A 14,134-nucleotide genomic window follows, 5' to 3' on the forward strand; every position below is an offset into this window, starting at 1 on the left:
GTTACTCCTTTTCATCAACGACAATACAACGTTTTAACCATATATCGGCATAGTCTTTCTTTTTTCTTTTGACAACTCCACATAATGGATCGGCAACTGTTATGTCTTCCCCAGACACTTCTTTGATCACAATCCAGTGAGCAATCATTCCGTTAAGACGAATAATTGCAAGAAAAGGCTTCAACTCATTGTCAATAATATTAAAATCGATTTTCTTCATTTTAAATCTTACATCTTTATTATTCACCATAGCAAGATGATTCATTACACTAGACAACACAAACTCGTTTGTGCCAGTAAGTGGATGAGAACCGCATAGTTTTGCTACTTGCTTTTCAAACGTGGGAATTTTATGTTCTAATAACAAAGTCACTGCTGCAGCAGGTCCACAAGTATGGCCTGTTGATTGCATACAACATCCACCTACACCAATCCGTCCTTGCAAACGTTCATAATCAAAGGTCACTATTTGATATTGAATATAGAAATAAGTGACAATTAAAAAACCTGCAATAGACGAATATAAAACGCGTCGCAATGCATTTGAACGAAATTGAGCAGCTATCCCCAAAAGAAAAATCAAGGGCACCAAGGGAATAAAAAAGCGTAGTCTTCCATAGATATGAAATGGAAAAACAAGATAATCTATTGCAGGGAACTCTGACAATAAGTAAAGCACTAATATAAATAACAGCGGTGGTAAAGTCCACAAAATCCGGTGTTTATTACGTCCGCAAAGTGAACCGAGATAAAAACAGTAAACGCAGATAACAGGCATACATACAAAAATATAAATATTTTCCATAAAATGACTACTCGTTTATACCTAGGTAATTAGCAATGTTGGCATCAGAGGTAATCACTCCTTCGATGAGATCTGTTGCTGCAGTCATGATAACTTCAATACCTGGTCCATGCCCCATCTTGATAGAGTCACCATGAATCACAACACCAATAGTGACAGCTCCTTTTTGATAAGCACGGCCATAGTTGTTGCTCCAATCTTTTATGAGAACAATGTCTCCTAGGCGTAATGTTTGTAAGTTGTGCTTGGCAATTTCTTCCTTGTCGGTAGTCATTATATCATAATCACCTTTGGCTGCCGTTGCCGTACCAATACCTGAGCCCATCATATATGGTGGAACAACATGAGTAACTGGCACTTTAATTTTTTCGTCGTGCTCTTCTATTCTCAATTTTGCAAAGAGGTCGGGATCGATATTCATGACGTGAATTTTAGGGTATTTTGTAAGTTTAAGCCCTTGCCCACAAGCTTTGATTCTAATCTTATCGCCAAGAGTCATATCTTCTAACACTTCTTCAGGAAAATATACCATAATGTGATCAACACCTCCATGACCACCAACAGCAATACCTTTTTTCCCTTTAGCATCTCCCGACATTATTTTGGCTTCATTTCCAATGCAAGTATAAACATTGAGAGCTGTATTACAAATCTTATCGGGATTTTTTATGGTAACACCTGGCTCTACATGGTCGGCCTCCCAACCCATTGCAGGGTCTCCAGTTTTTACATTAAAAACAATTCCTCCAGTTGCTGTAAGTATATGAGCTTGACCTTCTTTATCAATACGATAAGGAGATCCAATATATGGGTGCTGTGCTTCGCCCTGTACAGATATTTTTACGAGATTTTTGGCATTGTTTTCAAGCATAAAACTTTCCTTTTCTTTCTTTTTTATATAAGAGATTTGGCTTAGTAATTAAGGGATTGAGGCACGCCTTAAATATTATTACTTGCGTTTTAAGAACCGACAAAAAGAGTAGGTAAAACAGTGAAATTTTTATATCAAAAAAAATAATACTACAATCCGCGCGTATATTTTTTTATAATTTTAGCTTGTGATTAGATAACTTTCACAATAAAATCAGCACTGGCTAATTTGTGTTTACAGGAATCCATAACATGACCAATGATAATTTTGCTAAAAAACAGCTAAAAAAAGAATCCTTTCCTACAATCCCCAATTACAAGATAGAGGCTGAAATAGGACGCGGAGGAATGGGTATTGTTTATCTAGGTTACCATGAATTTCTCAAACGCAAAGCCGCTATTAAGATCATCAATGATACTTCAAGCCAAAATGAAAATCAAGTACAACGTTTTTTACAAGAAGCAAGTATTGTTGCTCAGTGGAAACACGAAAATATTGCCCTTGTATACGACATGGGCAAAAATCAAAAAGGTGATTACTACTTTGCTATGGAGTATCTCTCAGGCCAAACACTTGAAGATTTCATTTCGCAAAAAACACTTACCACTAAAAAATCCGTTGGAATTATCTGCGATGTACTAAAAGCTCTTGATTATGTACACAACTACGATCCCGTAATCATTCACCGCGACATAAAACCAGCAAATATTATGATCGACGAAAATAATTGTGTAAAGCTTATGGATTTTGGGCTAGCTAAAATTGAAGATGTTGGTTCTTTTACTAGTGATAGCGTTACTTTAGGCTCTCCTTACTATATGTCTCTAGAGCAAGCTCTATCATCAAAAACAGTGGATGCACGAACAGATATTTATTCTGCAGGAGTTGTTTTATACGAGATGCTTACCGGAAGTGTGCCCTTTAAAGGAGACTCGCTTACCTCGACACTGCTGCTCATTGCGCGAGGGGAATTTCAAAAACCGCGCGAAATAGATCCTCAAATCCCTGTTGAATTAGAAAGAATATGTTTGAAGGCTATTAGTCTTGATATCGAAGGACGCTACCAAACAACAAAAGAAATGCTTGAAGATTTACAAAAATTTACCATACCACCATTAGAAACAGCTATCGTTCGTAAATCTCGCGTTCCTATAGATGAAGAATCTGTAATAGAGATGAAGAGTATTCCGCAAACGCAAATAAAAGAGCGCCCAGACCCAGAAGTTATAAAATATATCACCAAAAGAGCCGTTGATTTATCTTTACCACCTGTTGATTTATCTTTACCACCTATTGATAAAAATATTTGGGACATTTGTTGGCGAAAAACATATTTCAATTTTACTGCAGATATATGGACGCGTTTGCCTTATCAAAAACAAATAGAATACGCACAGAAATACCAAGAATGGTATGCCAAAAAATATAATATTGCTGTTGTAAAAAAAGAAAATGAACATTCTGTCCCCATTGTTTTTAGGTTAATTCCACCAGGTAAATTTTGGATGGGATCTTCAAAACGCGAATACCGCCACTGCGATGATGAGATACTTCACAAAGTACTCATTAGTGAGTACTTCTGGATAGGAGAAATTCCAGTAACCCAAGAACAGTGGAAATCTATTATGATTTACAATCCTTCGCAATTTAAAAACGAGAAGGCTGCTGTTGAAAAAATATCATGGAACGATTGTAAAAAATATTTTAAAGCACTGGACAATAAGTTCAGACTTCCAACCGAAGCACAATGGGAATATGCTTGTCGCGGAGGAACAACAACTCCTTTTAACCTTGGAAACGATATTAAAAGTAGCAAAATTAATTACAATGGTCACTACCCCTACAAGCACAGTGAAACGCAAGAATATCGTGAACAAACGATAGTCGTAAAATCACTACAAAACAAGAACAGTTGGGGGTGCTACGATTTTCATGGTAGCGTATGGGAATGGTGTAGTAGCTGGTACGGAGAATACCCTCAAAAAGAAATTATTAATCCAGAAGGACCTGCTAGTGGTTCAAAGCGAGTTCTTCGCGGAGGTTGTTGGGATAGCGTTGCCGAAAGTTGCCGCTCTGCCAAAAGAATCAGTAGTCACCCAGATTCAGCAAGTAGTATAGATGGCTTTCGCATCGTTTTAAACCGCGAAATGAACTATAGTATCATTGGTGATGATTAGGTTTACACTTTACAACATATCTTTACAAAACAAACCATAAATTTTGAGATACAGAATTTTTCACTCATAATTAATAACGTACCCACTAACTTAGCTTGCTAATCCATTTAACGTTTCTGTTGGACACAATTATAGGATTGTGTCTTTCTTGTTTTGATTAAAGATTTAAAAGTTTATCGGTGGACCGATATGTCGTTTTTCAAAATGCTAGTGTATTTTGGAAATAAATCCGAACATCCTAGAATAATCATGATTACACCAATAGAAGAGCTATGATTTTGAAAGTAATATGACGCGCCCTAAACAAACAGATAAGATATTTTATACCAACTCATACTTTACAATAAATTTATTCGAGGTAAAAAATGTATAAAGTTATAATAATATGCTTGATGGCGACTAGCTATATTTGTGCACAAAAAGCGCAACTTGACATAATACCAAATAATTTCCAATTTGAAGCACCGCTTGCTGGAGAAGACTTCATTACACCACGATCTATGAACCGCTATGTATCAATCCTTCATATTTGGTCTGCATCTCCAAATCTCGCAGAAGTAGATCCTATAGAAGTTACTTACGCTTCTTTAGCAACTGGTCATTTAAAATTTCTCAACAAAGAATACCGAAAATATAAAGACAAAGGATTACGAGTTGTTGCAGCGCATGTAAATTTAGGAAGCCAAAAAATGCCTGATTTATCTGCTTATCAAGCAGTTCCTCGCTCGATAAAAATGCCAGTATACCACCAATTTAGATCAACAAAGCGAATACCTGGTTTAGATGTGCCTTATATTTTCGTCTTTGATGTTGGGGGAAAGCTCGCTTATCACGGAAAAAATATCCGCGAAGGAGTAAACAAGGCGAAACAATTACTACGCAGTTACACTAGTAACCGTCAAAAAAGCTTTAATAGCGATATTCTAAAATCAGAGGTGCGTGATATAGTACGTGGCCGTTCTTTAGGTAGAATATACAATAAATTAGAAAAAAAAGCCGAATCAAGTGATGAAGCAACAAAAAAAGAGGCAAAAAAACTACTAAATAACCTAGAACAGATTTATAGGTCTGACATTGGTGAATTAGATATAACAAAGAAAGAAAACCCTCCTTTGTATATCAAAAAAATAAAGAAAGTGTTACAAAATTGGAAAGGCTACAAAAAAGCAGATACTTTAGCCAAAGATATTTCTAAAACGCAAAAAACAAAACTGTTTCGTAAAAAGATCAAAGCTTATTCACTTTATAGTAAAGCACGGAAAATATATTTTGGAATGAAAGTTTCTGCTTTAGGAAGCACAAGCTTTAAAGATGAAAAATTCCAGAAACGCAATAGACGTTCGTTAGGACAGCTAAGAGGTTATTGTACATTTATTGTAAAAAAATATAGTGATACACTTTTTGTAGTATGGGCAAAAGATATTTTACGAAGATTCGAGTAGAGTTGTTCTCTTGCGCAATCCTAATTTTGTGAGGATTGCGCTTATCATGGTGTGCCTCTAGGGCAATGCTATGTACCTTAAAATGCCTCGTTATTACCTAGAAGTTACTCAGATTCTCTGGAAACCTAAATGTCGACACGCCTTAATTTACACGACTAGAAAAAAATACATAAATGGCAAGCACAATAATCAAATTAAATGCAAATGAAAATCCGCTGGGAGCATCACCTCAAGTTATAAACAGCCTAAATGAAATAACTCAACAGCTCCATCGATATCCTACTCGCAACGATCGTGAGCTTTGCAAAGTGTTAGCAGAACACTATTCAAATGATTTAACACACGATTATTTTTGCGTCGGCAATAGCGCCTGCGAAATGATCGAACTTATCACACGTGTATTTTTAGACAAAGAATCACAAGTTATTGTTTGTCCTCCTACTTTTCATATATATGAGAAAATGGCGAAAAACGAGAAAGCGCAAGTGATAAAAGTTCCCTTAGAACAAGAGAATTTTAATTATAATATAAAAAACATTCTCGATGCTATTACCTCAAAAACGCGCTTACTTTTTATTTGCAGTCCAAATAACCCAACAGGATCTGTTCTATCAGTGGCTCAGTTGGACAATTTATTGCAAAAAATACCGCAACACGTGATGGTCGTTGCTGATGAAGTTTATAAACATTACACAACAGATAATGATTTAATGGATACTCTCTTGCGCACAAAATTAAAACGTAACCTCTTTGTCGTTCATAGTTTTTCAAAAGCATATGGACTTGCAGGTCTCCGGTTAGGATATGTTGTCGCTCATCCCTCTCTTATTCAAAAAATTCGTGCGTTTTATCGAACTTTCCACTTGAGCTCTTTAGCTATTGTAGCGGGTATCACCGCATTAAAAGATCAACAACATTTACGCAAATCTATTGATCTTGCAAAAGAACAGCGCACTATTTTATATAGAGAGCTACAAAATCTAGGTGTCGATTGTTGGCCCAGCAAAGGCAATTTTATTCTAATAAAACCTAAAAATTGCGATGAGATGTACGAGTATTTTCAACAGCACAATATTTTAGTAAATCCTACCTTTAAAAGTGGACTCCCTGGAGGACTACGTATTAGTCTAGGACTTCCTGAACACAATCGCATTTTTATTCATACTCTAAAACAATACTTGCAAAGGAGTAGCAAGTGCAAAAGCTAACGGGAGGGCAAATTGCTGTCCGCAGTTTACAGGAAAATGGCGTTGATACCCTATTTGGATTACCGGGAATTCAGAACGATTGGTTGTACAATGCATTGTATGATGCACCGGATATTCGCGTTATTCATACTAGACACGAACAAGGAGCTGCGTACATGGCTTTAGGATACGCTTTGGCGACAGGCAATGTTGGTGTTTATAATGTAGTTCCTGGTCCTGGTTTTTTGAATAGCACTGCTGCATTATCAACAGCATATGCCTTAAATGCGAAAGTGTTGTGTTTATGCGGTCAAATACCATCTAAAACTATTGGTAAAAAAACCGGTGTTCTTCATGAAATTCCAGATCAATTAGGAATTATGGAATCTTTAACAAAGTGGTCAAAACGCGCCACAAATGCATCGCAAGTTGCACAGTGTATATCCGAAGCATTTCAACAATTACACTCCAACAGACCGCGGCCAGTCGGCGTTGAAATCCCCATGGATATTCTCGCCTCACAAACAGAAACAACCGACAGTGATTTCAAGCATTTACCAGTGAGTTATCCCTTGGCGCAAATTTCACAAGTAGATGATGTTGCAAAATATTTAACGCACTCAAAAAATCCGCTTATCTTTGTAGGAAGTGGAGCTCAAGGTTGCGCACAAGAAATTCAAAAAATTGCCGAAGTGCTCCAAGCACCTGTTGTTGGGTATCGTACAGGTCGCGGCATTCTTGATAGCCGTCATTACTTAAGTCTAACCTTGCCAGCGGCTCACGAATTGTGGAAATCGGCTGATGTTGTTTTAGGGGTAGGAACAAATATGCGAATCCCTATACAAAAGTGGGGTACAGACGAGAAATTAAAAATTATTCGCATTGATGTAGACGAAGAGTCTCACAACATAATACATACACCTGACATTGCAATTACTGCGCGCGGAGAAGACATTTTACCACAACTATTTGCAAAAATATCGACCCACAAAGCAGAGTCTCGTAAGCCGCAAATGTTAAATCTTCACAAAGCGTGGCAAGAAAAAATCTCCTATCTCGAGCCTCAGCTTTCTTACCTAAAGGTAATTCGCAATATTTTAGGTGAAGAAGGAATATTTGTAGATGAATTGACGCAAATAGGATTTACTAGTCGTATCGTAATGCCAGTATATAAGCCGCGTACTTTTATTAGTACTGGTTACCAAGGTACACTAGGTTATGGTTTCCCTACGGCAATGGGTGTTAAAGTCGCTAAACCAGATATACCAGTCATTTCAGTAACCGGAGATGGCGGTTTTATGTTTGCTGTCCAAGAACTTGCTACCGCAGTTCAGCATCGTATTGGTGTAATCGTACTTTTATTTAACAATAATCAATATGGAAATGTTCAACAAATGCAAAGAAATCTATACGGAAATAAAATTATTGCTTCCGATCTTCACAATCCCGATTTCGTTGCTATGGCAAAGTCATTTGGTGCAAATGCATTTCGCATAAATTCTCCTGAAGAATTAGAAGAAATTTGTACTAAAATTTGCTCAGACCTTCCAACCGTAATTGAAATACCTGTTGGCGATATGCCAAGTATTGATTATTTTCGAAAATTACCTCGTACTCGTGGAGCTAAGAATAGTTAGGATGTCTATGTTACCTAAAATAATCATTCCTGGTGAACATCATATATATCATATAATAAGTGATGCGATATCTACTAAACGCATTGTTTGTTTTGCTGGTTTACCGGGTGTTGGAAAAACGCTACTTTTACAACAAACGGCTCTTTTAGCACAACGCGAAGGTCGCAAGGTGCACTTACTACAATGGGATGTTGCGCGGAATGCATTTGAAACAGAAAAAAATCTAGAGCTATATCCTGAAGTATGCGGAGTTACTCACCCAATGATTCGCAAGGCAACAGGTCTTTGGTCGCGTCTTGCTATTCTCGATTGGTACCGCAATTACGACAAACCACATTTACTACTAATAGAAATGCCTTTAGTTGGAAACCGTTTTATAGAACTCGTTCAAAATCAAAACGACGACAGTGAAACTATACTACAAGGTGAGGACACTCTTTTTATTTTACCTGTTCCCACAAAAGAAGTAAGGAAAAAAATTGAGGATATTCGTGCCAAAACTACCTCAGAACCGCGGCATGAACGCGAAGCACACGATGCAAATCCGGATGTTCTTCGTAGTTTGTGGCACGAGCTTTTTTCTTTAGCCTGCGATCTCGATTTCGCCCCTACGCTACAACAAAAGAATACACCTTACATGCCAGACGTTTACCGAAAAACCTACGAATATTTACTAAAACATCGTAGGGTTCAAGTCATGAGTATTGATACTGTTTTCTCACAAAAACATTCTGCTTATGATTTGAATGAAATTACAAGCGAACCAACGGCGTCATCCGAAGAAGTATCTAAAATCATTGCAAAAATAGACAGTAAATACGACTGCGAAAAATTAACTGCAGAAGTAAATAAGTGGTATATTATATAATATTACGTCTTGTGTGAGTTGAAATAAAAATATGATCCTCAACCTGATCCCAAAGCTCAACTAACTAAATAATCATAAGTACAAACTTACACCAAAATAATTGAAAATTACTCAAAATTGAAAATTCATCTTGAATGATTACTCTTTCAAAGATATTGTTTCTGAAGATCTTAATGTCTCTATCTTACCTCAGAGAAAGAAAAATTCTAAAAGGGCTTTTTCCCGAGTTACTGAGTTTATTCAAAAGGTTACCCGTAAAAGGATTGAAACTACTTTTAGTCAGATCACTTCTTTTTTTCCAAAGAAAATTCATGCTGTTACCTCTTATGGATTTGAGTTAAAAGTTGTCCTTTTTGTTCTCGCTTTCACTTTTTCTTGTTATTTTTAGGTCGCAGCTTAAGTTATTATTTAGTGTAATTAAATTACGCTGTAATCTCACGAGAGCGTAAAATAACAAAATCTTAACTCTCACAAGGCATATAATGTTAGATTCCTAACGCCACAAACTAAAGAGAGGCTTTCGTTAGATGCAAAAATACGTAAAGTACTTCGCAATATTTCTAGTTGTAAGCATTATTATTTTTTATATGCGGCATACTTTTACAACACCGAAAACATATTCTTCACAGTTTTCAGTTTCAGGAGCTTTCAGCAACGGAACGTATAGCGGTGTTTCTCAAAAGTTGTGCGACTATCTTAATTCTACTTTTGCGAACACATATCTTTTTACTGCACAAGAGAGCTCTGGTTCTGTAGAAAATATTATACGTTTACAAGAGGGCGAAACAGACATTGCTCTTATCCAGGAAGACGTAGCATACTACTATTATCGTGGAGGACATACTTTGTTAAAAGTAGAACACACTGCTGAAAACTATATCAAGTCAGTGTGCTTTTTCTTTAACGAGTACTTTGTTGTTCTTGCCCGCCCACATAAAAAAAATTTACACGACTTGCGCAAAGTTAATGTTGGTTCTCTACATGGTGGAACCGGCATCACTGCGATTAACGTTCGCGACCAATTACAATATCACTGGGAATTAAACACCGATTCTCCTATTGATGCTATGCGAGAAAATAAAGTGGATGCGGTTATTGTCACCACTGCAAATGCTGCGTTTTTAACCAAACAACTACGCGAAGAAAATATAGAGTATCATCCCATTGGTCTGAGTAATAAAGAAATGTCAGGAATTGCCGCATCTTTTCCTTTCTATCACAAAGCTCACATTACAATTGAGAGCTACCAAGGAAAGAAAGTAACAATTCCGACAATAACAACGCGCTCTCTCTTGGTCGTCAACGACACCGTTGCACCGGAAATTGTCAGTGCGATACTTGAAATATTTATCGATAAAAAAACATACGACAATTTCGGGAAAAAATTTTCGGCGGTTACCAATTTTGATAAAACTCAAATGGATAACGAACGCGAACGTTTTGGAAATTTTCCGCTGCCCATACATCCAGTAGTATTTGAATTGCAGCGTGGTCGTTTTTCATTTATAAGACCCGCTTTTTTTGTGCTACCACTAGCTTTCATATGCTGTTTTCTCATATACTTACGCAGTAAAGAACGTTACAAAATTTTCTGTGGCCAGAGAATGTTTTATGGTGTACTTTACCGTGAATTATTTCGCGATCTTTGGATTTATATTTTTCTCATTTCTTTAGTTCTTATTTACCTAATTGCTGCTGTATACTTTATAAAATACCTGGAAATACAGGCATATATCCAAAGCGAATTCATGCAACCTTCAAAATTTATCGATATGAAATTTAGAAAATTAATTACTTGGATTTTTGTATTCACTGTCGCTGGTTATGAAGATGAAACATTTCCGTATACTGAACTAGGAAAAGTCATAGCAAGTAGTATTCGCATAGTATCCATTTCGTGTATGATGTTTATATTTGGTCGACTATCTATTGATTATTTGAAAAACTTAGTAAAGGATCGTCATATGTATAAAGGTTACAGTATGAGTAACCATATTGTTATTTGTAATTGGAATTCCAAAGGCGAAAAAATCGTAGAGGAAATACACAGTCCGTCTTTAAAAGCCCAAGGAATTGCCAAGCCAATTATTATTATTTGCAACCATGAAATTACTCTACCCGACAGTGACGCCTTTCAAGATACTTTTTTCTTACCCGGAGATCCTGGAGCGGAGTGGAAGCTACGCAATGCAAGTCTTCACAATGCCTTTTCAACCATTATTTTAGCTGACGAAACAATGGGAGATCGCGCCGATAGTCACACAGTTATGGTGGTTATGGAGATGACAGATTTATTTGATCGTCTAGAAGAAGAGGGAAAACTAGAACAACGGCCTCATATTTCTGCTGAGCTCATAGACGGTAAAAATATCAAATATTTAAAACGCGCAGGAGTAAATGAAGTTATTTCTGGAAATGATTTGGGGGTTAGATTACTGGCACAGTCAACAGTCACTCCTGGTATCACGGAGTTTATGGACAATATATTACAATACTGCAATCAAACAAATGAGATTTACATCATTGATGCTCCGAAATTATTAGTAGAGCGAAAAGCGAATTTCATTACCATTAGTCAATTCTTACTAGAAAATCGCAAAAGCTATCACAATACATTGTTATTAGCTATCCAGCGCAATAAAAAAATGATGGTAAACCCTTCCTCGGAAGAATTCATTCATCTTTTGCCAGGCGACCGCTTAGTTGTCCTTGCTAAAGAACGACCGGTTATTGTTTAGATTTAATGTTCCAAAGTACTTGCAGGAACTACTAATTTTTAACTAGCGTAATATACATATATTATATAAAATATATAAGTTAAAAAACTTTTATTCAAATAAGTAAATCGGTACTTGTTGTACTAAATAAAACTTGTTTGAGGGAGGATTAGATGTTCAAAAAGCTATCCTTACTTTTCCTTTGCGCCGCTCTTGTTGTTTCAGTATGTGCGGATGAAGTAGAAGTAGTCAAAAACAGAGGCGTACAAGAGCTAAAAATTAACGGAGAAACCATTTGTACTACAAATGCTGACATCGTTAATGAAAAGCTTATCAGTGTAAACCGCGCTACGCGTGTTGTTACTTGGACAGAAAAACAAGAGAAAGAAGAAACACCATTTTATGCTATTAATCTTAAAGGCAATAAATGGACTTCTGCTAAGAAAACTTCTTATGAGTTGTTGTTAAAAAACTATAAGTTTGATCCAATGCAACCTACACGTCAAGAGATTCCATTTGAAATGCAAAGTCGTGGTAATTGTAAATTATTTTTAGTGCAGTTCGCTACACAAAGTTTACAAGTATACCGCGAAGAGTTGACAAAAATGGGCGTTGAAATTCATCATTTTGTGCCAAATCATTCTTACATTGTAAGAATGGACGATGCAAAAGCAGAGTCAGTGAAAGAACTTGAGTTCGTTCGCTGGGTAGGTCCTATGCACGCTGCTTACAAAATGAACCCAAGTCAAATGCAAAATGCTCGCGGTGTTGAAGACTACGTAATTGTAGTTGTATCTAAAAAAGATAAGAAGAAGCTTATCGAGCAAATTGCTGGTGTTGGTGGCCAAGTAGTAAATCCTACCGAAGGTAGTTTACTAATCGTTGCAAAACTAAACTCTCACCAACTAGTAGAAGTTTCGCATCTTGATACTGTTCTTTGGATCAACAAAGACACACCTATCGAAGAAGATATGGACAAAGCTCGTATCCAAGGTGGAGCTAACTACATTGAGAGTAAGTTCGGTGGTTACACAGGTAAAGGACTTCGTGGACACGTTCTAGAAGGAATTTACGCTGAGCACCAAGACTTCGAAGCTACAGAACACCGCAAGGCACCAATTGCAATTGACAATGGTACTGGCGCATCTCATGGTCATAGTACTTTTGGACAAGTTTTTGGTAGTGGAAAAGGTAACAAAGCTGCAAAAGGAATGCTTCCTGATGCACAAGGTTACTATACTAACTACAATGCAGTGTACAGTGGTACACCTGGTAGTAAAGATCCAGGAAGTCGTTACGAATTAACAGAACGTTTGATTCGCGATCACAAAATAATGTTCCAAACAGCGTCTTGGGGATATTCTCGTGTTTATGAGTATGATGCAAGATCTGCTGAGATGGATGACATTATTTTCAATCTAGACTTTCCTGTATGTCAAAGCCAAAGTAACGCTGGTAGCCGTCACTCACGTCCACAAGCTTGGGCAAAAAACATCATTTCTGGTGGAGCTCTTCGTCACTATGACAACATCGATCCAGAAGACGATGCTTGGGCGCGCGGTGCAAGTATTGGCCCATCTACCGATGGTAGAATTAAGCCAGACCTTTGTGCATTCTACGACCACATTCTAACTACTTCTAGAAATGGTTATACTTCTAGTTTTGGCGGTACTTCTGGTGCTACACCTATTATCGCTGGACATGTTGGTCTAACTCTACAATTGTGGACAGATGGTGTCTTTGGAAACGAACTAAAAGCTCCAAAAGAAGATCGTTTCGCTAATAGACCTCATTATACTACAACCAAAGCTATTCTTATCAATACTGCAAGACAATATAGCTTCGAAGGTGAAAACCACGATCGTACTCGCGTACACCAAGGTTGGGGATTTCCTAACGTTCAAAATATGTTAGATCTTCGTAAGAAAATGCTTATCGTGAATGAAGATGACTTACTGACAAATCTTGATTCTAAAGCATACAAAGTAAACGTAGCTGCAGGTGAAAAACAAATTAAGATCACTTTGATTTGGAACGAACCAGCACCTTCTCTTACTGCTGCGAAGCAACTTATCAACAACCTAGATCTTAAAGTAACATCTCCAAATGGTACAGTATACTACGGTAACAATGGTTTACTTGAAGGTATGTACTCAAAAGCTGGTGGAGAGCCTAACACTGTTGACTGTGTTGAAAACGTTTTTGTAGCAAGCCCTGCTGCAGGAACTTGGACTGTAGAAGTAATCGCAGACGAAATCAATGCTGACAATCACTTGGAAACTCCAGAAGTAGATGTTGACTACGCTCTAGTAGTTAGCGGTATTACTAAGTAATAACCTCTCTAATGATAGATCTGGCTGGAATTCTAGTCAGATCTATTTTTTTGCCTCAATTTAACACTCCTTTAAAACACCTAAACAAAACCTGAGT

The 14,134-nt window shown here is 37.1% G+C and carries 9 protein-coding genes; 7 read left to right on the forward strand and 2 right to left on the reverse strand.

The features are described 5' to 3' along the window. Position 1 precedes the first annotated feature (1 nt). The gene (locus tag UABHE_RS24980) at positions 2-805 is read right to left on the reverse strand and encodes a cysteine peptidase family C39 domain-containing protein (protein ID WP_372366031.1); all 804 of its coding nucleotides are present in this window, start codon (positions 803-805) and stop codon (positions 2-4) included. A 7-nt stretch (positions 806-812) separates the two neighbouring features. Then, positions 813-1,676 carry a DUF4438 domain-containing protein gene (locus tag UABHE_RS24985; RefSeq protein WP_372366032.1) on the reverse strand — a complete coding sequence of 288 codons (864 nt, stop codon included), beginning with the start codon at positions 1,674-1,676 and terminating at the stop codon, positions 813-815. 251 nt (positions 1,677-1,927) lie between these two features. Between UABHE_RS24985 and UABHE_RS24990 the strand changes: the two genes are divergently transcribed. From UABHE_RS24990 to UABHE_RS25020, 7 genes are all read left to right on the forward strand, one after another. Continuing rightward, positions 1,928-3,853, forward strand: coding sequence for an SUMF1/EgtB/PvdO family nonheme iron enzyme (locus UABHE_RS24990; RefSeq protein WP_372366033.1), 1,926 nt, complete (start codon positions 1,928-1,930; stop codon positions 3,851-3,853). Positions 3,854-4,218: 365 nt separating this feature from the next. Beyond that, on the forward strand, positions 4,219-5,295 hold the full coding sequence (locus UABHE_RS24995; protein ID WP_372366034.1) for a hypothetical protein: 1,077 nt from the start codon (positions 4,219-4,221) through the stop codon (positions 5,293-5,295). A gap of 173 nt (positions 5,296-5,468) precedes the next feature. After that, on the forward strand, positions 5,469-6,503 hold the full coding sequence (gene hisC / locus UABHE_RS25000) for a histidinol-phosphate transaminase (RefSeq protein WP_372366035.1): 1,035 nt from the start codon (positions 5,469-5,471) through the stop codon (positions 6,501-6,503). Next, the gene (locus UABHE_RS25005) at positions 6,491-8,119 is read left to right on the forward strand and encodes a thiamine pyrophosphate-dependent enzyme (RefSeq protein WP_372366036.1); all 1,629 of its coding nucleotides are present in this window, start codon (positions 6,491-6,493) and stop codon (positions 8,117-8,119) included. The genes hisC and UABHE_RS25005 overlap by 13 nt, the downstream gene beginning before the upstream one ends. A gap of 7 nt (positions 8,120-8,126) precedes the next feature. After that, entirely contained in the window at positions 8,127-8,987 is an 861-nt protein-coding gene (locus UABHE_RS25010) for a hypothetical protein (RefSeq protein WP_372366037.1), read from the forward strand. A gap of 527 nt (positions 8,988-9,514) precedes the next feature. Then, positions 9,515-11,725: a TAXI family TRAP transporter solute-binding subunit gene (locus tag UABHE_RS25015; RefSeq protein ID WP_372366038.1), complete on the forward strand. Its 2,211-nt coding sequence runs from the start codon at positions 9,515-9,517 to the stop codon at positions 11,723-11,725. A gap of 152 nt (positions 11,726-11,877) precedes the next feature. After that, the gene (locus UABHE_RS25020; protein WP_372366039.1) at positions 11,878-14,037 is read left to right on the forward strand and encodes a S8 family serine peptidase; all 2,160 of its coding nucleotides are present in this window, start codon (positions 11,878-11,880) and stop codon (positions 14,035-14,037) included. Positions 14,038-14,134 lie beyond the last annotated feature (97 nt).

Source organism: Candidatus Uabimicrobium helgolandensis, assembly GCF_041508025.1.
Taxonomy (GTDB): domain Bacteria; phylum Planctomycetota; class Uabimicrobiia; order Uabimicrobiales; family Uabimicrobiaceae; genus Uabimicrobium; species Uabimicrobium helgolandensis.